The sequence below is a fragment of the Paenibacillus sp. FSL K6-1318 genome (genome assembly GCF_037976905.1).
GTDB lineage: Bacteria > Bacillota > Bacilli > Paenibacillales > Paenibacillaceae > Paenibacillus > Paenibacillus amylolyticus_A.
Window position 1 is genome coordinate 1,922,588 of the sequence record NZ_CP150270.1, and the last position, 21,714, is coordinate 1,944,301.

24 protein-coding genes and 1 riboswitch are annotated in these 21,714 nt (G+C 46.6%); of the genes, 19 read left to right on the top strand and 5 right to left on the bottom strand.

Annotation, left to right across the window (positions count from 1 at the left end; all coding sequences use genetic code 11):
- Positions 1-17 precede the first annotated feature (17 nt).
- On the bottom strand, positions 18-404 hold the full coding sequence (locus NYE45_RS08600; RefSeq protein WP_062833443.1) for a cytochrome C oxidase subunit II: 387 nt from the start codon (positions 402-404) through the stop codon (positions 18-20).
- Positions 405-625: 221 nt separating this feature from the next.
- Positions 626-985 carry a phage holin family protein gene (locus NYE45_RS08605; RefSeq protein ID WP_036610114.1) on the bottom strand — a complete coding sequence of 120 codons (360 nt, stop codon included), beginning with the start codon at positions 983-985 and terminating at the stop codon, positions 626-628.
- A gap of 188 nt (positions 986-1,173) precedes the next feature.
- On the opposite strand from NYE45_RS08605, the gene NYE45_RS08610 reads away from it, so the two are divergent.
- The 4 genes from NYE45_RS08610 (at position 1,174) to NYE45_RS08625 (ending at position 6,062) form a co-directional block, all read left to right on the top strand.
- Entirely contained in the window at positions 1,174-3,540 is a 2,367-nt protein-coding gene (locus tag NYE45_RS08610; protein WP_340016391.1) for an endonuclease MutS2, read from the top strand.
- A 71-nt stretch (positions 3,541-3,611) separates the two neighbouring features.
- A complete protein-coding gene (locus NYE45_RS08615) occupies positions 3,612-4,031 on the top strand; it encodes a DUF350 domain-containing protein (RefSeq protein WP_062833445.1) in 420 nt (139 codons plus the stop codon).
- A gap of 119 nt (positions 4,032-4,150) precedes the next feature.
- Positions 4,151-4,717, top strand: coding sequence for a hypothetical protein (locus NYE45_RS08620; RefSeq protein ID WP_340016392.1), 567 nt, complete (start codon positions 4,151-4,153; stop codon positions 4,715-4,717).
- Positions 4,718-4,847: 130 nt separating this feature from the next.
- The gene (locus NYE45_RS08625) at positions 4,848-6,062 is read left to right on the top strand and encodes an MFS transporter (protein WP_340016393.1); all 1,215 of its coding nucleotides are present in this window, start codon (positions 4,848-4,850) and stop codon (positions 6,060-6,062) included.
- 128 nt (positions 6,063-6,190) lie between these two features.
- On the opposite strand, the gene NYE45_RS08630 is transcribed toward NYE45_RS08625, so the two are convergent.
- Positions 6,191-7,411, bottom strand: coding sequence for an FAD-dependent oxidoreductase (locus NYE45_RS08630; protein ID WP_340016394.1), 1,221 nt, complete (start codon positions 7,409-7,411; stop codon positions 6,191-6,193).
- A gap of 98 nt (positions 7,412-7,509) precedes the next feature.
- Here NYE45_RS08630 and NYE45_RS08635 point away from each other — a divergent pair, with 98 nt between their 5' ends.
- The 7 genes from NYE45_RS08635 to NYE45_RS08665 all read left to right on the top strand — a co-directional run bounded on the left by NYE45_RS08635 (position 7,510) and on the right by NYE45_RS08665 (position 11,765).
- Complete coding sequence (locus NYE45_RS08635) at positions 7,510-7,743, top strand: hypothetical protein (RefSeq protein WP_062833449.1); 234 nt, start codon at positions 7,510-7,512, stop codon at positions 7,741-7,743.
- A 35-nt stretch (positions 7,744-7,778) separates the two neighbouring features.
- A complete protein-coding gene (locus NYE45_RS08640) occupies positions 7,779-8,174 on the top strand; it encodes a spore coat protein (protein WP_062833450.1) in 396 nt (131 codons plus the stop codon).
- 160 nt (positions 8,175-8,334) lie between these two features.
- Positions 8,335-8,835: an Lrp/AsnC family transcriptional regulator gene (locus NYE45_RS08645; protein ID WP_024628343.1), complete on the top strand. Its 501-nt coding sequence runs from the start codon at positions 8,335-8,337 to the stop codon at positions 8,833-8,835.
- Positions 8,836-8,848: 13 nt separating this feature from the next.
- The gene (locus NYE45_RS08650; RefSeq protein WP_062833451.1) at positions 8,849-10,057 is read left to right on the top strand and encodes an aminotransferase class I/II-fold pyridoxal phosphate-dependent enzyme; all 1,209 of its coding nucleotides are present in this window, start codon (positions 8,849-8,851) and stop codon (positions 10,055-10,057) included.
- Positions 10,058-10,199: 142 nt separating this feature from the next.
- Positions 10,200-10,466 carry an aspartyl-phosphate phosphatase Spo0E family protein gene (locus tag NYE45_RS08655; protein WP_062833452.1) on the top strand — a complete coding sequence of 89 codons (267 nt, stop codon included), beginning with the start codon at positions 10,200-10,202 and terminating at the stop codon, positions 10,464-10,466.
- A 167-nt stretch (positions 10,467-10,633) separates the two neighbouring features.
- Positions 10,634-11,185, top strand: a complete 552-nt coding sequence (locus NYE45_RS08660) for a hypothetical protein (protein ID WP_340016395.1) — start codon at positions 10,634-10,636, stop codon at positions 11,183-11,185.
- 37 nt (positions 11,186-11,222) lie between these two features.
- On the top strand, positions 11,223-11,765 hold the full coding sequence (locus NYE45_RS08665) for a bifunctional adenosylcobinamide kinase/adenosylcobinamide-phosphate guanylyltransferase (RefSeq protein WP_062833454.1): 543 nt from the start codon (positions 11,223-11,225) through the stop codon (positions 11,763-11,765).
- An 89-nt stretch (positions 11,766-11,854) separates the two neighbouring features.
- On the opposite strand, the gene NYE45_RS08670 is transcribed toward NYE45_RS08665, so the two are convergent.
- On the bottom strand, positions 11,855-12,466 hold the full coding sequence (locus NYE45_RS08670; protein WP_062833455.1) for a DedA family protein: 612 nt from the start codon (positions 12,464-12,466) through the stop codon (positions 11,855-11,857).
- Positions 12,467-12,614: 148 nt separating this feature from the next.
- Here NYE45_RS08670 and NYE45_RS08675 point away from each other — a divergent pair, with 148 nt between their 5' ends.
- The 8 genes from NYE45_RS08675 to NYE45_RS08710 all read left to right on the top strand — a co-directional run bounded on the left by NYE45_RS08675 (position 12,615) and on the right by NYE45_RS08710 (position 19,955).
- The gene (locus NYE45_RS08675; RefSeq protein WP_036610088.1) at positions 12,615-13,190 is read left to right on the top strand and encodes a cob(I)yrinic acid a,c-diamide adenosyltransferase; all 576 of its coding nucleotides are present in this window, start codon (positions 12,615-12,617) and stop codon (positions 13,188-13,190) included.
- Complete coding sequence (locus tag NYE45_RS08680) at positions 13,187-14,170, top strand: RluA family pseudouridine synthase (RefSeq protein ID WP_340016396.1); 984 nt, start codon at positions 13,187-13,189, stop codon at positions 14,168-14,170. The genes NYE45_RS08675 and NYE45_RS08680 overlap by 4 nt, the downstream gene beginning before the upstream one ends.
- Positions 14,171-14,544: 374 nt before the next feature.
- On the top strand, positions 14,545-14,910 hold the full coding sequence (locus NYE45_RS08685) for an arsenate reductase family protein (RefSeq protein ID WP_062833457.1): 366 nt from the start codon (positions 14,545-14,547) through the stop codon (positions 14,908-14,910).
- A gap of 192 nt (positions 14,911-15,102) precedes the next feature.
- The gene (locus NYE45_RS08690; RefSeq protein WP_017689620.1) at positions 15,103-15,996 is read left to right on the top strand and encodes a 5'-3' exonuclease H3TH domain-containing protein; all 894 of its coding nucleotides are present in this window, start codon (positions 15,103-15,105) and stop codon (positions 15,994-15,996) included.
- 5 nt (positions 15,997-16,001) lie between these two features.
- A complete protein-coding gene (locus tag NYE45_RS08695; RefSeq protein ID WP_340016397.1) occupies positions 16,002-17,108 on the top strand; it encodes a phosphodiester glycosidase family protein in 1,107 nt (368 codons plus the stop codon).
- 31 nt (positions 17,109-17,139) lie between these two features.
- The gene (locus tag NYE45_RS08700; protein WP_076330267.1) at positions 17,140-17,826 is read left to right on the top strand and encodes an MOSC domain-containing protein; all 687 of its coding nucleotides are present in this window, start codon (positions 17,140-17,142) and stop codon (positions 17,824-17,826) included.
- A gap of 72 nt (positions 17,827-17,898) precedes the next feature.
- Entirely contained in the window at positions 17,899-18,777 is an 879-nt protein-coding gene (locus tag NYE45_RS08705; RefSeq protein WP_047842269.1) for an ROK family protein, read from the top strand.
- A 176-nt stretch (positions 18,778-18,953) separates the two neighbouring features.
- On the top strand, positions 18,954-19,955 hold the full coding sequence (locus NYE45_RS08710; protein ID WP_340016398.1) for an HRDC domain-containing protein: 1,002 nt from the start codon (positions 18,954-18,956) through the stop codon (positions 19,953-19,955).
- A gap of 76 nt (positions 19,956-20,031) precedes the next feature.
- On the opposite strand, the gene corA is transcribed toward NYE45_RS08710, so the two are convergent.
- Positions 20,032-20,967: a magnesium/cobalt transporter CorA gene (corA, locus tag NYE45_RS08715; RefSeq protein WP_062833460.1), complete on the bottom strand. Its 936-nt coding sequence runs from the start codon at positions 20,965-20,967 to the stop codon at positions 20,032-20,034.
- Positions 20,968-21,418: 451 nt separating this feature from the next.
- Positions 21,419-21,543: riboswitch (SAM riboswitch) on the top strand.
- Positions 21,544-21,714 lie beyond the last annotated feature (171 nt).

Here is a 21,714-nt window from a genome sequence, read left to right on the forward strand (position 1 = left end):
GCTCCTTGTCTTGAATACTATTCTTCAACGATAATTTTGGAGATCATGCTGCTGTGTCCCGAACCACAGAAGACCGAACAGGACATTTCAAACTCACCGACTTTGTCCGGGGTAATCACTTTGGAACTGTTCCTGGTGTCCAGCATAAGATTCAGCTCAGGCACGAGTATTCCATGATTTCCGTTTACATTTTCATAAACAATGTTAACCGGGACACCTTTTTTAAGATGGTACTCGGGTTGATCGAATTCGTAGTTGCTTGCCTTGATGACCAGTTCTTCGCTGGCTGTAACGCCAGCATCGGACCCATTACTGCCAGAGTCTGCGGACTGATTCGCCCCTCCGCATGCAGCGAGGACCAGAATTAACATACAGGCAGCGAGCCATGCTATGCCCTTCTTCATCATGTGCCTCCTTAAACGTGATATGGATAAAATGTGAATGATTGCTTCAGTCATCATACCGCAATATATGGATGCCTGTACACGCTGCGTATGTCGTTTTGTTGAAAATTGTACATGCTTGAGTGGATGGTTTGTTACTACTTCAAATGAAATAAACCTCATCCGGCACAGGCCTTCAGAGGTTTAGAAGCATTCAAGGGATGAAAAAGGAGAAGCTGGGATTAGCTTTTGGAGCTTCGTCCGGCATCAAAAGGGGTGGATACCGGGATGAAGAGATCGATAATCCCGATAACCAGCGCAGCGAGAATGGCGCCGAGCAGGCTGACCTCAACATGATCTACAACATATTGACCCAGCCAAATCACCAGTGCGCTAACGATAAATCCGACAATACCGCGACCAAACGGGTTGACCCTTTTGCCGAAGATACCTTCAACGATCCAGCCGAGCAGGGCAATGACAAGAGCAAGCAACAGAGCGCTCCAGAAGCCACCAACGGCGAATCCGGGAACGATCCAGCTGACCACCATTAATACAATTGCAGCGATGACAAATCGCACGACATGTCCCAGGAAATTCATGGTGTGTACCTCCTTTTATTCGGATTGAACTGAGCAGGGCAACTCCAAGAGGCTCGGAGAGGTTGCACAATCCTGACACCTGTAGTTTGTGATGCTATGGTTGAAGTTATGTGTGGAAGGATTCGTTAAATAGCGCAAGAAAGTTTCTTTCGTTATAATACAGATATAGTTTGGAAGGAGTTGTACACTTGGACACGAAAATTTTACAGACACTGGAATATCGCAAAATTTTAAATACATTGCTTAGCTATGCCCAGACCACGATGGGGAAAAAGAAAGCGGAGCAACTTGAACCGATCAGTGAACTTGAAGAAGTGAAACGGTTGCTTCAGCAAACCGATGAAGCCTTTACGTTTGATCGCTTGAAGGGCTCGCCGTCATTTGGGGGAATTGTGGATATTACGGCCTCCATCAAACGTGCTGAAATTGGAGGAACGCTTAACCCTCACGAGCTTTTGGGAATATCCAATACGACCTTTGCTGCACGACGATTGAAACGTCTGATTGCCACTCTGCATGAAGATGAGCCCATCGAATCCTTGTTTTATATCAGTGATCAACTGTCAGAGCAAAAGACGCTTGAGGATGCCATCAAAATCTGTATCGACGATAATGCAGAAGTTGCCGACAGTGCAAGCGTAACGCTGGCGCAGATTCGTCGTGAGCTGCGAGGCGGAGAAGCGCGAATTCGCGAGAAGCTGGATTCCATGATTCGATCCTCTACCGTATCCAAGATGCTGCAGGATCAGCTAATCACGATCAGGGGAGACCGTTTTGTTATCCCGGTGAAAGCCGAATATCGTTCGTACTTCGGTGGGATTGTGCATGATCAATCCGGATCGGGTGCGACATTGTTCATTGAGCCGGAATCCATCGTTGCAATGAATAACAAATTGCGTGAGACCCGTATTCGGGAAGAACGCGAAATAGAAATTATTTTGCAGAAATTGACGGCACTTGTCAGTGAACAGGGAGAATGGCTGCTGTATGATGTCGACTTGCTGGGATCGCTTGATTTTATCTTTGCCAAGGCACGTCTTGCTCGTGAACTGAAAGCAACGCTACCACGCATGAATGACCGCGGATTCATCAAACTCAAAAAAGGCCGTCATCCGTTAATACCGATCGAAAACGTGGTTCCAATCGACATTGAACTAGGCAATGATTACACATCCATTATCGTGACAGGCCCGAATACGGGTGGTAAAACGGTAACGCTCAAAACGATTGGATTGCTGAGCTTGATGGCAATGTCCGGTTTATTTGTTCCGGCAGAGGATGGCAGTCAGCTATGTGTATTTGATGCGATCTATGCGGACATTGGGGACGAACAGAGTATTGAGCAGAATCTGAGTACGTTCTCAAGCCATATGACGAACATCATTCGCATCCTGAAGAACATGACGCCAAAAAGTTTGGTATTGCTCGATGAACTTGGAGCAGGAACAGACCCGGCTGAAGGGTCCGCACTGGCGATCTCCATGCTGGAGCATATGCACCGGACGGGATGTCGCATGGTTGCAACCACGCACTACAGTGAACTGAAAGCATACGCATATGAGCGCAAAGGCGTCATTAATGCCAGCATGGAATTTGACATTAATACACTGAGTCCGACATATCGCCTTTTGGTGGGTGTACCTGGACGAAGTAATGCATTTGCCATTGCAGAGCGACTGGGACTGCCGGGTTACATTCTCGACTACGCCCGTGGCGAAGTGAAGGAAGAAGATCAACGGATCGAGCACATGATTGCTTCTCTTGAAGAGAACCGTCTTACGGCTGAACAAGAGCGTGAAAAGGCAGAGAGCTTGCGCCAGGACATGGAGAAATTACGCAGTCGTCATCAGACGGAACTGGAGAAGCTGGAACAGCAGCGTGATCGTCGGATTGAAAAAGCAGAAGAGGATGCACGCAGCATTGTGGACAAGGCTCGTGCCGAAGCGGAGAAGATTATCGCAGATCTTCGTCTGTTGGCTATGGAAGAAGGGGCTTCCGTGAAGGAGCACAAACTCATTGCCGCCCGCAAACAGCTGGATGAAGCTGAACCGGAGAAGCGCCGGAAAACTGTCAAGAAGACGGCAACAGCACCGAAGACGCGCGCCATCGGTCCTGGTGATGAAGTGCTTGTCTACAGTTTGAATCAAAAAGGCCATGTTGTGGAAATGTCTGGTAGCAAAGACGCGATGGTGCAGCTGGGGATCATGAAAATGAAAGTATCCCTGGATGACCTGGAACTGCAGCAATCGGCTCCCGCAGCCAAACCGAAGCAGAAACCGGTAACTGGCATGAAGCGCACGCGTGATGACAATGTGAAGAGTGAACTGGATCTGCGTGGTACCAACCTGGAAGAAGCCCTGATGGAGACAGACCGTTTCATTGATGAAGCTTTCCTCGCCAACCTGGGCCAAGTTTATATTATTCACGGTAAAGGTACAGGAATTTTGCGTTCCGGTATTCAGGATTACCTGCGTAAGCATAAACATATTAAAAGTTACCGGCTGGGCAATTACGGAGAAGGCGGAAACGGTGTGACCGTCGCAGAATTGGAATAGCCGGACCATGAATCAATGATATTCTGCGGCCTTATGCATGAAGGTCGCAGATTGGGAGAGGGGAACGGTGCGTGAAAGAAAGCATTGACCAATTGCTGTCTCATCCCTTGGGGATGGTACTCGGTTTTTTCTCGGTAGCGATTATGGAGCTGCTTGTATTTCTGGCTTGCTTCGAACTGGTGACCAAATATAAATGCTGGACGGAGATTAAGAAGGGCAATGTGGCCGTTGCGATGGCCACTGGAGGCAAGATTTTCGGGATCTGTAACGTACTGCGTTTCTGCATACAGGCTAAATCTTCGGTGTATGAAGCCATGACGTGGTCATTTGTCGGATTTATTCTTTTGCTCGTTGCCTATTTTTTGTTCGAATTCCTCACACCTGTGTTCTCCATTGATAAGGAGATCGAAGCGGATAACCGAGCTGTCGGATTGATATCCATGATTATTTCCGTCTCGTTGTCGTTTGTTATTGGCGCGAGCATTATCTAGGGGGACCGGTCATGAAAATATTGATACGGATTCTGTTTGCGGCATCGATTGTTTTTTTTGCCATCGGTGTCATCTATGTAATGAATACATGATTATATAAAAGAGAAAGGTTGATCAATATGGAAACAACAGTATGCCCTTGGTGTCAGACGGAGATTGTATGGGATGAGGAGCTCGGTCCTGAAGAAGAGTGTCCTTATTGCCACAATGAATTAAAAGGATACCGTACGCTCAACATTAACATCGATGATGAAGAGAACGATGAAGCTGAGGACGACATCTATGATGTAGATGATGTAACGAACGAGAAACAGACCACGGATCTTTCTGATCTGTGGGGGGATGAAGTCGAACTCAAATTGCCGGAGTTGCGAACGTTAACCAAATACGCGGATGAAGGTAATGATCTGATTCAGTATGAACAAGGTGTGCAGCAGCAACTTGATCATCAGGAAGAAGTACCAGAGTGCCCGAATTGCCGGGAATTCATGATTCTCGCAGGTACACAAACCGCAACACAGGATAACTTCACACCAGTTGCTAACGCTGCTTCAGGTGAAGGGTCACTATTGTCAACACCATTCAAGGTGTTAACCTATGTGTGCTCTGGATGTTTCCAAGTTCAATACAGTCTGTCTGAGGATGACCGTCTACGTCTGATCCAGAATCTAAGTGCGCAGAAATAAGCATTTCCGGAGATTCAAATTAATTTCAAAGCAATCCTGAATATTCATCATGTTTTCCTCTTGCTTGGGGTACGTTAACCCTGAGACCTACCTGTGTACAGTTCACTTCAGGTGGATTAAGGAGGAGCAGATGAAGATTACTTTAGGCCGACAATCCATTCTGCTTTTGGGCGTGAATGGATTGTTTGCGTTAGCCGGAGCATTGTCGGGAACCTTCTTAAATGTGTTTCTGTGGAAAAGCCGCCCGGATTATGCCATGTTGGGTTGGTTCACCATCAGTCAGCAACTGGCTATCGGACTCACGTTCTGGCTTGCTGGCAAATGGGTCAAGGAACACAATAAAATGAGTGCATTACGTCTAGGTACTGCGCTGTCTGGCCTTTTCTATATGATTGTCCTTTGGGCGGGTTCCAACGCTGTAGACTGGATTTGGCCTCTAGGCATACTACTGGGTTGTTCGCTCGGTCTATTCTGGATCGCGTTTAATGTCGTGTATTTTGAAATAACGGATCGGGCAAACAGGGATCTATTTAATGGCTGGGTTGGGTTACTTGGCTCAATGACAGGAATTATAGGTCCATGGTTCTCCGGTCTGGTTATTACCCGAATGACAGACAACACAGGATATCGCTCTATATTTACAATATCGCTCGTCATTTATGTCATAGCGGTAGTCTTCAGTTTTTTTCTCAAAAAAAGAAAGGTGAGCGGTACATACCGTTGGTCGGAGCCTTTGACACAGCTATCCAAACCGGATAGTCCCTGGAGAACCTTGGCTTTGGGTTTATTCGCTCAAGGTGCTCGTGAAGGTGTCTTTGCCTTCCTGATTGCACTGCTTGTCTACGTGGCTACAGCACAGGAGTACAAATTGGGACAGTTCTCACTCATCACCTCAGCCGTGGCACTTGTAAGTTATTGGGCAGCGGGGAAATGGTTTAAACCGCAGTATAGATCAAGAGGTATGTTCATCGGAGCCCTGATTCTTCTGCTTGTGCTCCTTCCTCTACTATGGAAAGTCACCTTTGGTACGCTGTTAATCATGGGGATTGGGAGTGCTGTTGCAATGCCACTATATGTATTGCCAATGATATCAGCGGGATTCGACATGATGGGCACGAGTGGCGAAAATGTGGAGAAAAGGGTTGAACTTGTCGTTTTGAGAGAGTTATGCCTGATGCTCGGCAGGCTTTTTGGATTGGCCGTATTTATTGTAACGGTCATGAACGCTCCGTCTTTACGCATGTTAACCTGGCTTATTATTGTCCTGGGTGCTTTTCCGTTAATCGGCTGGATCTTTATGCACAAATTATTGAATCGAACGGAAGGGCAGGAGCCCTCGGCTTAGAGGGGAGTCAATATATAGGGGGTTCGTAACCAAAAGGGTACAGATCCGGGAAAGAGATAACTTTCCTGGCCCTGTACCCTTAATTATTTATAACGCATGCATAGCTCATATACAGTTCATATCGGATGTTATACGGGAGATGGTTTACTTGTACGTGTGAGTGAGAATAGATCCATATCAGGGTTTTGCTTGCCAGTTATGGCATCTGCAATCAGGGAAGCAGCAATCATACTATACACCGTCCCGTTGCCTCCATAGCCTTCCACAAAGTAAGAATGCGGATAATCGGGATGTGTACCGATCAGTGGCAGACCATCATTCGTATTACCAAACACGGCACCCCAGGCATAATCGACTGCAAGACCATCTAAAGGGAAATAGGAACGGACCTCTTCCAGAAGTGTATCTCCCCGGTGTTTTGCCCGAATTTCACGTTGATCCTCCCGAGGTATTTCTTCATCCAAACCACCTGCGATGATTCTTCCATCCGGTGTTGTTCGCATATACAAATAGGGGCGTGCGGTCTCCCAAATCATGCTGTGCTCAAACCATTCCTTAAGATTAGGTAGCGGCTTGGTAGCAATCGCATAGGTCGTTTTCAGATAGGCTCCGCGATCCTTTTTGATATCCTGTGTCTCGTAACCGGCAGCAAATATGACTTTGTTGGCACGGATTTTACCGTTCGAAGTGTGGCATACTACACCATCTTCATCGTATTCACAGTGTATCATTTCGGTCTGACCATAGATTCGGGCCCCACGCTTATTCGCAGATTCAAATAAGGCATGAACGAATCGATAGGGGTTCACTTCCGCATCTCCCATCGTATACAGTGCAGCTGGTTTGCTGAAGGGGAAATGTGTTTTGATTTTGTCGGCACTCCACAGTTCAGCTTCAAAGCCGTAGCGCTTCAGCGTTTGATATTCTTCCTCCAATAGGCTTACATCATCTTCACTACTTGCAAAACAAAGACTTGTTCGTGGAATAAACCAAGGATCGGTATCCAGAGTACCTGCAATCTGAGTAAGTTGTTTCATGGCTTCCCGGCAAAGTTCATAAAATCGTACGCCTTTGGCTTCACCAAAGGTATGAATACATGAGGTTAGGGTCTTGTCATTCGTGTATTGCAAAAGACCTGTATTGGCAGAGCTGCTGCCTTGGGCAATATCTCGCTTATCAATAACAACCGTGTTAACACCTTTCTCTGAGAGCAGTTTCGAAGTCAGGGCGCCCCCCATACCACCGCCAATGATGAGGCAGTCACACGAGATGTCTTCTCGAAGAGCAGGATAATTGAACGTTGAATTAAAAGTGGAAGGCCAGAACGGTGTGCCATAGACCAGATCCATTAGAAACATCTCCTTTATGATTTTAAATTTGTATACTTTTGTGTGACCGGGCTAACAATAATTGCGCATAAACTTTATGCCGAGGAGGCCATCGAAACATGCAGAATCAAGCTATGCAAGCGTTGAGTCCCAAGGAATTGAACTACATTGCGGACTCGATTACCAATGAAGAACTGCTGATTAAGCAGTGTGCAGCCACAGCATCCATCACACATAACCCACAAATTCAACAGGCACTGAATCATTATGTTCGCTCACATGAACAGCATCTGAATACCCTTGTCAATGCGCTGCAGCAACATCAATCTCTTGCCCCAGCGCAAGTTCAGTAATCGAAGTCAACTCTAACTGTATAGGAGGAAAACGCATGTATTCTCAATCTTTATCATCTAATGGCGCTTTTATGCAGGAGCAGGATTTGCTGAAGTCGATTCTTGCAGATTTAAGACGAACCTCGCGCGAATATACGACTGCGACAACAGAAGCTTCCTGCCCCATGACACGTCGAATGTTCACAGATTTAACAAATGACACCCTAAGATTACAAGGGGAGCTGTTCAATCTGATGCAGCAAAACAACATGTATTCTGTCTCGTCCAAGGCACTTCGTCAGGATGTGGACAAGCAAATCCAGTCTGCACACCAGACGCAACAGAAGTGTCAGCAATTCATCCAGGAGAAGAACACGCAGAACAGTTCATATAGCCAAGCTCCTAATGTGCCTCAGCATCAGCCGAATTACGGTAACCCTTATTACATGTAACCTGTGGAAATGAGGTTTGAAGCACTTGGCTAACCAAGACCATACCACCGCTTGCCTGAATTCAGGGCAGGCGGTCTTTTGTCTTTGCATCAACGTTAAATTCATGTAATATAAGTATTAATTCATTTTCAGGAACCTGGATGACGCTGGAGGGAAAACCATGAAAGATTTGAACGATCTGCAATTAAAAGTTCTGGATCTGCTGAAGGAAGACGCGAGAAGGACTCCCGCACTGCTGTCGACGCTGCTGGGGGAGTCGGAAGACAAGATCAAGAACGCCGTGGCACAGCTTGAACAAGACCACGTCATCGTGAAATACGCAACCGTCGTGAACTGGAGCAAAATAGATGATGAGAAAGTAACGGCCCTGATTGAGGTGCAGATCACGCCGGAGCGTGGTCGTGGCTTTGAAGGGATTGCCGAACGCATTTATCTCTATCCGCAAGTCAAATCCGTATATCTCATGTCAGGTGCATACGATCTGCTCGTTGAAGTAGAAGGTGGCAACCTGCGTGAAGTCGCTAATTTTGTGTCGGAGAAATTGTCTCCGATTGACTCTGTACTTTCAACCAAAACGAATTTTATTCTTAAAAAATATAAGCAGGACGGGATTATCTTTGAAGACCATCAGGAAGACAACCGTCTCATGATCTCGCCGTAAAGGAAGATGTGTCATGATAGTGAATGAACAGACAACCGGAAACAACAAGAAAATGACATCTTATCTGGCACCCCTCGTGCAGCAGATACCTCCATCCGGAATTCGCAAATTTTTTGATCTGGTTGGAGACAACAAGGATATTATCACATTGGGTGTGGGTGAACCCGATTTTGTTACACCTTGGCATATGCGTGAAGCCTGTGTATACTCGCTGGAAAGAGGCATGACCAGCTACACATCCAACGCAGGCATGCCGAAGTTGAGAGAAGCCATCAGCGATTATCTCGATACTCAGTTTGATACCAAATATGATCCCAAGGATGAGATCATTGTTACCGTCGGTGGCAGTGAAGCGATTGACCTTGCTTTGCGTGCATTAATCGTACCTGGCGACGAGATTCTTATTCCTGAACCTTCGTACGTGGCTTATTCACCAATCGCTTCCATCGGTGGCGGTATACCTGTCGGTGTTGAAACTTATGCGAAAGATCAGTTCAAGTTAACGGCCGAAGCACTTGAAGCTGGCATCACACCGAAGTCAAAAGTGGTTATTCTGTGTTATCCAAGTAATCCTACAGGAGCCATCATGACCTATGAAGAGTGGCTGCCTATTGCTGAAGTGATCAAAAAGCATGATCTGATTGTGATCGCTGATGAAATTTACGCTGAATTGACGTATACTCAAAAACATGTTAGCTTTGCAGCTATTCCGGACATGAAGGAGCGAACCATTCTCGTAAGCGGATTTTCCAAGGCTTTTGCAATGACAGGTTGGCGGATCGGGTACATGTGTGGTCATCCTGAGCTGATTGCAGCCATGCTCAAAATCCATCAGTATACGGTAATGTGTGCACCGGCCATGGGTCAGGTTGCTGCGCTTGAAGCATTGACGAACGGTTTGGGTGAGAAAGACCGAATGGTAGAATCGTATAATCAGCGCAGACGTTTGATTGTGCAGGGATTCCGGGATATTGGACTTGATTGTCATGAACCTCAGGGCGCATTTTATGCATTCCCGAGTATTCAAAAGACTGGCATGAGTTCCGACCTGTTTGCTGAACGGTTGTTAACCGAGAATAAAGTTGCTGCTGTTCCCGGTAATGTTTTTGGCCCTCAAGGTGAAGGCTTCTTGCGTTGCTCGTATGCTACTTCTGTAACCCAATTGAATGAAGCTTTGGAACGAATCGGAAACTTTGTTTACAAAGTGCAAAAAGAGGGTTAATACTAAAATAGAAGTATGGAACAACTGTGACATTGCATTATTGGAAAAAAATAACTTTCTTTTACAAAATACTGTGATATAATTTCAATTTGAAATAAGTTTTCATATATTTGGAAACCATTTTTCCAAGGAGGGGTTGGCTTTGTTTTGTGTTGAATATGATTTACCGACTAATCGTGGGCACTATTTGGCAGAAGGCGATCATGGCGACCGATGGTCGGTGAAACCTGATAACGCATCTTTGCATGACATTTCCTTGGAAGATGAGATTCATATGCTTCGTCGCAAGATGGAACAGATCTTCCTCGAAGAGAAATCATTCACATCCGATATTGTAATTGAGATCAGCAGTTTGCTGGATTTAAAGATTAATGAATACATGAAGGCTAACCCGATTAAAGGAAAATAACGTTTTCGCTGGATTGAAACGTTTCGTTTATTGTGTTAGAAGGAAGACCTGAGAGGGTCTTCTTTTTTTGTGTGCAAAGCAAGAATGATCCCCTGATCATACAGGTTATTTTTTTGCGTGGAACAATTGTGATATATTGGACATAGGAGACTAAAGGGGGAACTGGAATGAAGAGATTTTGGGGGCTTACTGCGATCATTTCTATCGTTTTTCTGCTTGCGGGTTGTGGTGGTAAAGATGGTTTTTCCGTTTTCATCATTGATAACCAAGGAAATCCATCTGTAATCTCAGAGCAGTTGCAGGCTAATTTGCAGGAAAAACTGGGCGAGGAACCCAAGGTGGAAGTGATCACCAGTGCGATGTATGATGTTCAGAAAATTATGGTAGAGTATGCGGCTGGTGGACATGATATCTTCATTTTGCCTGAAGCCGACATGAAACAATACGGAAGCAATGGCTCCAACATTCCGCTGGATGATACCTTTGATCCGAAGAAGTTTGAACGGGGTGTATTTGAAGGCGGTGTATTGGTGGAGAAAGGTGAAGGAGATGACGGTTCAGATCTCAAGCAGGAATCACATCTTTACGGTATTCCGCTCGAAGACATGAAGATGTTTAAAGATGTAGAATATGCTGCAAGCAATTTGTTTGCCACCATTCCGGTGTCTGCTTCCAATGTCGAAGAATCCAAGAAAGTGCTGAAGGCGCTGACAGAGTAAAGAAAATACAGAATGGCTGTGGAAGGAGGGAAGCGGATTGTTGATTACGGTCACAGGCGGCATAGGTAGTGGTAAAACCAGGTTTGCCCTCAATTACGCAGCCGGAATTAGCCGGGAGGGCGTATATTTATCCACTGGTGATCATGATCCCGTTATTCCCGAATTGCCATCCGCTCATTATCGTGCCATTCATGCCGGGAACGGTCAGCAACTGACAGAGGTGATCACCCAGATTAATCGGGAATCCAATCTGTTTTTGGCGGATCAGCGCATTGTAATTGTAGACAGTCTGACCTCATGGATGGCTGCCGGTTTCAGGGCAACAGATGATCTGAATCATCAGCGTTCAGAGACTCAACTTTTGCTCGATGCATTGTTGTCTTATCAGGGGAAGTTGCTTGTGATTACCAATGAAATGCATGGTACATTGCATCCTACCGAGGAAGAACGGATATTTACAGCGAGAATGGCCTCGGTTAACCGGATGCTGCAGATCCATGCTGAAAAGATGTACATGCTGGTATCCGGTCTGGCTATCGATCTGAAGAGTCAGGAAATGCGGTATGAAGACGAACGGTAACGAGATGACATAAACGGGTGATATGAAGAAGCCTCCTCGACCACGATCATGGTGGCAAGGAGGCTTTATTTATGAAGTCTATCCTTTTTTTATTTCTGCTTTTTGCTACGTCTGATCCACCAGATGATACATCCGATGACAATGATGGCCAGAATGACGTACACTACAATGGAATAAACGTCCATAAAGTGTAAAATGCTCTCCCATGATGCGCCAAGTGCAGCGCCAACGGAGACAAGAATGACATTCCAGATCAGTGTACCAATGGTTGTAAAGAGAAGGAATAAACCAAATTTCATGTTGGACATGCCTGCGGGAATGGAGATGAGACTACGGACGAGGGGAACCATTCGACAGAACAATACGGTCCACATGCCATATTTGTCAAACCATGCATCGACACGGTGAATATCTTCTTTTTTGATGCGCAGAACATGTCCCCAGCGTTCCACAATTTTCTCAAGGCGTTCGACGTCAATGAGGAGTCCGATACCATAGAGTAACACTGCACCAAGGACGGAGCCGATGGTAGCGGCAATAATTACACCTGGAAGGGTGAGACTGGTATAGGTGGTCATGAATCCGCCAAACGGCAAGATGATTTCGGATGGAATCGGGGGAAATACGTTCTCAAGAGCAATAATGAGTGCAATGCCTATGTAGCCGTATTGTTCCATGAAATCGGTTATCCAGTTTTGCATAATCGTCTCCTTTACTTTTGGTTTCCAAAGATTTGTCGTATACTCGGCAGAGCACACCAATTCTTATATACGTGTAAAGCGATAGACTGGTTTCTGAAAAAATGGCATTCCCGTATTCATTATTATATTAACAATTGGAGGGATAACAATGGGTATATATACACGAACAGGTGACGAAGGACAGACTTCGGTCATCGGTGGACGTGTCATCAAGGATGATGATCGAGTTGAGGCGTATGGCACGATTGATGAACTGAACTGTTTTGTCGGTCAGGCGATCAGCCTTATTGACTCTGCTCAGGGCGAATTCGAAGATCTGCGGGAACATCTGCTGGAAGTGCAGCAGGAACTATTCGATTGTGGGTCTGATCTGGCCTTCGTGAAGATTAGTGAAACCAAATATAAGGTAAGAGATGAAATGGTCACGCGTCTGGAACAATGGATCGACCAGTATGATGCTGAGAATCCAAAAGTGGAAAGATTCATTATTCCTGGTGGCAGTCAGCTATCCTCTGCTCTACACGTGTGCCGTACGGTATGTCGCCGTGCAGAGCGTCGCACCGTAACACTGGGACAACATACGGACATTAACCCATCTGTACGACGGTATTTAAACCGACTGTCTGATTACTTCTTCGTGGTTGCACGGACGGCCAATGCGAGACAACAGGTGGCCGATATTGAATATGTGCGGAGCAAAAAAGTCTTCCGCCGCAAAGAATGAGCCACTACTATTCGCCGATTGTCTACACGGTGACCGAGCAAGAAGATGGCTGGCTGCTGAAGACCGTGCTTCAGCGCCGGCTACTGGTGTCGCGCAAGCTTTTATCCAAAATTAAGCTGACAGAACAAGGCGTCATGCTAAATGGAGAGCGCGTGTACATTAGCGTCAAGGTAGCTGCAGGTGATGTCGTTGAAGTTCGGATGGAGCAAGAGGAATCGGATGATATTTTGCCTGAACCTATTCCCTTTACCGTTCTGTATGAAGACGAGCATTTGCTTATTGTAAACAAGGATGCGGGCATCATCGTTCATCCGACACATGGTCATTACACAGGCACTTTGGCGAATGGAGTCGTTCATTACTGGAAATCCAAGGGCGAGCGATTCCGGTTCAGACCGATTCATCGACTTGATCAGGAAACGTCAGGTGTGCTGGCCATAGCCAAGAATCCTTATGTGCATCAGCATGTGTCTGAACAGATGATTGCAGGAACGGTGGATAAGAAATATATTGCGCTTGTACACGGCAGTCCTGTCCTGGAACAGGGGGCAGTGGATGGCCCGATTGATCGTGATCCTGAAGAGCCGCATCGCAGAATTGTTACACCTGATGGCTACGCTGCAAGAACGTTGTACACGACCTTAACCCGTTGGGCAGAAGGCAGCGCCAGTGCAGTAAGTCTTAAGCTGGAAAGTGGCAGAACCCATCAGATCAGGGTACATATGACTTCCATCGGCTGCCCGTTGATCGGTGACCGGATGTACAAGACACTACCTGTGCACGAGATCGATGAGCAGACCATAGCTGTTCGAGATGAAAGGGACAGCTGGATTGAACGCCAGGCCTTGCATGCCTGTGAGCTGACGTTCGAACATCCCATTCTACAGAAACGTATAACGTTCCAGGCCCCTTTTCCAGCAGATATGGCTGCGCTGGAGCAGCGTTTGAATGATGAGGCAGCTCCCAGAGAAGAACTGTAGGAAGCTGCAACGGGGCCTTTAGTTCTGAACCCTGTGTCACAGTTACCTGCATGGGCTCGTCCTGCTTGGAGCAACGCTGACTGGCTAACTTGTGTGAGGGATGCTTCATGAACCCGAACAATATGCCGTAGGCTAATCTTTATGGTTGTAGATTCTTTAGACCTTGAAATCCTAAGGGCTTAGCACTTAACCCTTTAGTCCTTAAAGTTTTAAGGTCTTGATCCAAAAAAAATAGCGAATGTGTTTTTAATCTCATTCGCAAAAATCAGTAAAATTACATGGCGATGGTATCGATTTGGAGCGACTTTTGGATTTGTGAAGCAAACCAAGGGAAGCGAGAAGTCGATACCGGAGCATTTGGAGGAGCACATACAATGAGCAACTTAAAAGTATATCAATATGCCAAATGCGGTACATGCCGCAAAGCTGTAAAATGGCTTGAAGCGCAAGGCCATGAGCTGGAGCTAATCCCCATTTTCGACACACCGCCATCAGAAGTTGAACTAACAGAACTGATCCAAAAGAGTGGATTGGAAGTGAAGAAGTTCTTTAATACGAGCGGGGAAGTGTATAAGGAGCAGCAATTGAAGGACAAGCTTCCGGGCATGTCCGCTGATGAACAGATTCGTTTGTTGGCTTCCAATGGTCGTCTGATCAAACGTCCGATCGTTACGGATGGAGAAAAGGTGACGGTTGGCTTCAAGGAAGAAACGTACGAGCAGGAATGGAATAACGCGTAAAATATGGATTTTTGGTGGGATCGGTCATTCGATGATTGTTATGATTGTCGAATGAATTAACACTTAATGGGCTCTGAATGTTCAAAATTCAGGGCTTTTTTGGCTGATCGATGGTTGGCGGAACTATGCTATAATGATAGAATTAGTTTCGTATTTTATATGCTAGATTTAGACAGGAGAGAACAAATTCAAGTGAATCAACGTAATGAACCTACTTTGTTGCTGGTAGACGGTATGGCGGTGTTGTTCCGTGCTTTTTATGCGACATCTGCAAGCGGATATATCAGACGTACAAAGGCAGGATTGCCTACCAACGCAGTCTACGGATTTATCCGTTATTTCTGGGATGCGGTTCAGACTTTTGGGCCAAGTCATGTCGTATGTTGTTGGGATATGGGCGGTAAGACGTTCCGCGGTGAAGAATACGCAGCTTACAAAGGCAACCGGGCAGAAGCTCCGGATGACCTGATTCCCCAGTTTGCCCTGATCCGTGAAGTGATGGATAGCCTGGGAATTCCGAATATAGGTGCACAAGGATTCGAAGCCGACGATTGCATCGGAACGCTTGCTAAGTATTACACCGAAGAGACAGATATGAATGTTATGGTACTGACGGGTGACCACGACATGCTGCAACTGATTAATGACCGTACAAGTATCATTATTATGAAAAAAGGCCATGGCAACTACATGGTGTACAACCCTGAAACGCTCATGGCAGAGAAACAACTGACACCTCGTCAAGTCATTGACATGAAGGGTCTGATGGGAGACGCCAGTGACAATTATCCCGGGGTACGGGGAATTGGTGAGAAAACAGCGTTGAAGCTTGTACAGGAATACGGCTCCATTGAAGGGATTTTGAGCAACATGGATAAACTGACCCCTTCGGTGCGTAACAAGATTGAGAATGATCTGGACATGCTTCATCTGTCCCGCAAACTGGCAGAGATTCATTGTGCTGTTCCGGTTGCCTGTGCGCTGGATATCTGTGAATTGCGTCTTGATCCGGATATGGTGATGGACAAGTTTGAACAACTTGAGATGAAGAGCCTTGGCTCTTGGATGGGAGTGGCAATAGGGTGAGCAACATGAAGAACGTACGAACAGGTAAAAAGTGGTGGACAGGGGCTATGGCCCTCGTCCTGGCCTTGCCCGTAATTCTTTCGGGAGCAGTAAGTGCGCCACAGACAGCGGATGCCAAAGCAGCAATTAGCACCAAAGTACAGAAAGTAAAAGCAGCAGGACGCAATTTTACCGTACAGACGGTTACGATTCCGAAGGGAACACCGGTTACGGTGGGACTCGCGAAGAAGCAAGTGGGCCAAACGGCAACATTGCCATCGATAGTGAAAGCTTATGGCGCACAAGCTGCCATTAACGGAGCATTTTTTGAAGCATATAACGGAGCACCAGATCCATACGGTATGTTAATAGCAAATGGTAAGGTCATACATATTGGAAGATACGGAACATCCATCGGATTTAAGGAAGACGGCTCGGCGATCATGGATTCACTTCAGGTGAGTTTGACAGGTAAAGTAACGGATACAAAAGGTAAATCACGCAGTTGGTATGCGACCTTTATTAATCGAACACCTTCAGCGAACGCAAGCATTACGATGCTGTATACGCCTGAACGAGGTGCCACAGTCGGGTTCAAAGGTGGCACTGCGGTTGTCATGGAGAAAGGTATTGTGACCAAAAAAGTGCCCAATACAAATGTAGCGATTCCTAAGAATGGCTCGGTACTGGTCTTCACAGGTAACCAGAAGTCTTCGTCGGACCGTTTCACCGTTGGTTCAACCGTAGAAATGAATTATAAGTATACGAACGCCGCAGGCAAAGAGATCCCTTGGCAAGATGTAGTGACCGCTGTTGGAGCGGGACCACGTCTGGTAAAAGACGGTAAGGTAGCTGTCAATCCGACGAGCGAAGGTTTCAAGGATGCCAAGATTCTTAATGCTTCGGGAGCCAGAAGTGGTATTGCGATCATGGCGGACGGTTCTGTTATGCTGGCTACCGTTTCCGGAGCAACAATCAAGGAGTGGGCAGCGGTGATGCAGAAGCTTGGTGCCAAACAAGCCATGAATCTGGATGGCGGTGCTTCCTCGGGTATGTATGCCGGGGGCAAAATGCTAACTTCACCAGGCCGGCTCTTGAGTAATGCACTGGTATTTGGTGGCTCTGTGCGTTAAAAGAAAGTAATTATGGGAGGGATGATGCCAAATGACACTCACATCTGATCGAAAGTCAGGGGAAGGCAACACAGCAGTTCTGACTATTAATGTAGGTCTGCCGCAGCCGCTCCCTGGGCAGAAGCGTGAAGTGATGAGCGGCATTGTGAAACATCCTGTAACCGACGCGGTTTTCCTGTCATTCTCTGGAATGACAGGGGATGCCCAGGCGGATCTGGTGCATCATGGCGGACCTGACAAGGCCGTTTGTGTATACGATTACAGTCGTTATCCGGCGTTGGAACAGCTGATGGATCGCAAGCTGGACTGGGGAGCTTGTGGAGAAAATCTGACGGTTGAAGGCTGTGCCGAAGAAGACGTACGGATTGGTGATGTGTACGAGTTGGGCGAAGCCACGGTGCAGGTCAGTCAGCCCAGACAACCTTGCTTCAAGCTGGGTGCGAGGTATGACTATAAGGAACTTCCTGTTTATTTTCAGGAGAGTGGACATACGGGCTTTTACTTTCGTGTACTGCAAGAAGGGGAGGTAAGGCCTTCGTCGATATTTCGACGGATCAGCACCGATCCTACATCAATGACGGTTCTTGAAGCCAATCGAATTATGCATCAGGGGAAAGAAAATGCCGAAGGTATTCAGGCGTTACTGGCCATTCCTGCGCTGTCAGACAGCTGGAGGCAGACGTTAATGAAACGATTGTCCAAGCTGGAGATTAAGTAGCAGGGTAATTATAGTGTCATCAAGTAAAGCAATATCAATTCCTTTTTAAACTAACTTGGGAGTGTGACTAACATGACGATCTTAGGCGCAATTGAAGCAGGCGGAACCAAATTTGTATGTGGTATTGGCACGGAAAATGGAGAAGTTCTGGAACGCGTAAGTTTTCCCACGACGACACCGGAAGAGACAATGGCTCAAGTGATTTCGTTTTTTGAAGGCAAAGGCATTGAAGCTCTGGGCGTAGGTTCATTTGGCCCGATTGATCCGATTGAAGGAAGCCCAACGTATGGTTATATCACAACAACACCGAAACCACATTGGGGACAGTATAACGTCATTGGCAAGCTCAAGGAGCATTTTGATGTACCGATGACATTTGATACGGATGTGAATGGTGCGGCACTTGGAGAAGCAACCTGGGGCGCTGCACAAGGTCTTGAGAGCTGTCTGTATATCACTGTGGGTACAGGCATTGGTGCAGGTGCTGTGGTTGGCGGTAAAATGGTCCATGGATTGTCACATCCAGAGATGGGACATATCATTGTACGCAGACATCCGGAGGATACATACGAGGGTTTCTGTCCATACCATGGTGACTGCCTCGAAGGTCTTGCAGCAGGCCCGGCCATTAACAAACGTTGGGAGCAACCGGCTTACGAACTGCCAGCAGATCATAAAGCATGGGAGATCGAAGCGCACTACCTGGCACATGCACTGATGAACTATGTTCTGATTCTCTCACCGCAGAAAATCGTAATGGGTGGCGGGGTTATGAAGCAGGAGCACCTGTTCCCGATGGTTCGCAGCAAACTGCAGGAGTTGCTTGCAGGATACGTTCAGCATCCGGCACTACAATCCGATATTGACCAGTATGTTGTTTCACCAGGACTTGGCGACAATGCAGGGCTGTGCGGTTCACTGGCGCTTGCCAAATTGGCGTTGAATAAGTAGAACAATAAGGGATTGACGAATTTTACCATTGTGGTATGATATGGGCAACAGCATAGCACGGTTAATGAGGAAGCACCTCTCTTGCATGGATTTTGCAGGAGAGGTGTTTTTTTGTGCGCCTGTAGGTAGCATAACTAACCCGTATAGGCTGAAATGTGAAAGGGAGGGAACGGAAAATGGAAGTCATTTTCATGAACAGATTGTCCAGAATGTCAGATCAAAATGCAGAATATGCGCAGCTATGGATTGGAGAAGAGGAGGATAGCTGGCAGCTGGGATGGAGTCGTTACGAGGAAGGAGAGCGTGAGGACAGCATTTGGTACGAAGGGACCTCTTGGGAGGAGCTGCTTCATATCTACCGTCATCAGCTTGCCATACAGATGAGTGAGGGGTACCGACCGCAGTTGCAGGGTTTATTTCACGAGAATGATGATCTGAAGTCACGCAGTTATGGTGGACAGCGGCTCCATTGTTACAGTGAGTTATACGGCAATGAGCAGTTATATACGGATCTCTGCACATGGCGCAGGAAGAGAGCTGTGTCTGACCGGAAGGCACCGTATTTTATAGCAACGAACCGTCTGCTGCGTCTGATCAGTGCCTTTGTTCCGCAGTCGATGGATGAACTGATGCAACTGCCCGGCGTAGGGGAGAGCAAAGCAACCGAGTATGGTACGGAGTGGATGGAGATTACGAATGGGTTGGAGCGTTCAACGACATTCCCGCTGGACTGGGTATACACGGCACTGAAGGAAGAAGAGTATGAGAGCTGGTTATATAAGCAGAGAGAGCAGAAGTACAAGCAGGAACTCGACAAGTTCACCACGCGCAAGCAAGTGCTTGAGGGTATGAAGGAAGGATATACGTTAGAGGAGATTGTTAATCGATCCGGATTATCCCGACGTGAGTTGATTGAGCTGTTAGAGACACTGGATCTCGAAGGTTATGATACCGATTGTCTTCTGGACGTGGAGCTGGCAGTGATGCCAGAGAACGAACAAGAGGCCGTATGGAGTGCGTATGAGGAGCTGGGAGATACGTTCCTGAAGCCAGTATTACATAAGGTGTATGGAGGAGAGAAACCCGACGGAGGAAGTCTGGAGCAGGTCTATGAAAGACTGCGCATGATTCGAATCCGCTTTCGTCGGCATGCAGAGACAGAGCAGAATGTAGGTTAGGTGAAGGAAATGAAAAAAAGACGAGGCGTTTCTCCCACAGGAGCGCTTCGTCTTTGTTATTTCATTTCATTTGAGTTCATACCCAGTCTTTTTTGCGGAAAATGAAGAACATGCTCAGGCCCAGGGTAACCATCAGGCCAATCACAACAAAATAGCTGTATTTCCAGTTAAGCTCTGGCATATTCGTAAAGTTCATACCGTAGATACCGGTAATGACCGTCAGCGGCATGAAGACCGTGGTAATGGCGGTAAACACACGCATGATCTCATTCGCCCGGTTCGCAATACTGGATTGGTAGGCTTCTCGCAAGTTGCCCATCAGGTCGCGATATGTTTCAAAGGTTTCAGATATTTTTACAGCATTCTCATAGATGTCACTGAAATACTTTTGCAGCTGATCATCAATGAGACGCAGATCTTTTTTGTTCAGTGTGTTAATAACCTCTTTCTGAGGTCCAAGCACTTTCTTCAGCCACAGAATCTCACTGCGCAGCCCGATGATTTCATTCAGATGTGACTTTTTGGTGTGCATCAGAATGTCTTCCTCAAGCTTCTCGATCCGAGCTTCAATTCGGTCACCTACGGTGAAATAATTATCAACAATCAAGTCAACCAGCAAGTAGAGCAGACGATCCGGTGTGCTGATTTCCTGTTCCCAGAGAATGGGTTTCAGTGTGCGCAATTCGCTAACCTTCTGCTTCGTAACACTAATGATGAAATGTCTGCCAAGGAACAAGTTCACCGCACGTAGAAATATTTCTTCATCATCGAAACGGATGCTATTGATCACAATAAAGTAATGGTTCTCATAAATTTCAATCTTCGGACGTTGTTCTTCATCACTGAGACAGTCTTCCACTGCCAGATCATGCATTAAGAACAGCGGCTGAAGTACCGCCAAATCGTCTACGTCCGCATCAATCCAGTAAAATCCTTCCGCTGGTGGAGTCAGCGCCTGCTGAATGTCGTCCACCGGAATAAATACACCGTTGTTAACCAACCGGATTTTCATTGTTAATCTACTCCTTCTGCACCCGCCAACCTGGCGGATATTATCATTATGGGCGCAAAAAGAACAAATCAGCCGGTCGGCAGCGGAGCCTGGAGATCAGGGCTGCGTTCATTATATAATCAAACGGAAGTCACGTCCCGCTGCCGGCATGCTGATGTCAATTCTCTATGCAGTTTGTCGGAATTCGGCTGCCAGTCAGGCCTCGGGTCGCCATCCATTTAATATGTCACCTCTCACATAAGGGTTTATAACACCTTGTTTAGTATACCGCTGGTACAAGGTGCTTTCAAGCGCAAAAATGTGTCTATTTCGCGCCCTGAGGCAGTGTATGATAACGGATGATGAACGGTTCCGATCTGGAAAGCAGACGTAGAACTGCAACTTGACGTGAGGGCATTAATGTAATAAAGTAGACGGTGAACCATATTAAATTACAACTTAATACAGCGAAATCTTATCAAGAGTAGGTGGAGGGACTGGCCCGATGAAACCCGGCAACCGGCGGTATACCGCACGGTGCTAATTCTTGCAGCGACCAAGTGTCCGAGTGACACTGTTGTAACTGAGAGATGAGAGAGGCGCATATCTATTTACATATGACCTTTCTCGAAATCCGAGGAAGGTCTTTGTCATATGCCCCGACTTCTCAGCAGTGATTTTCGCTAAGGAACTTGAGATTGTCGTAACTTTGGATGGAACTTCAATTCAATGTTTGGAGACAAGCTCATGGCAGCCTATAACTGTATT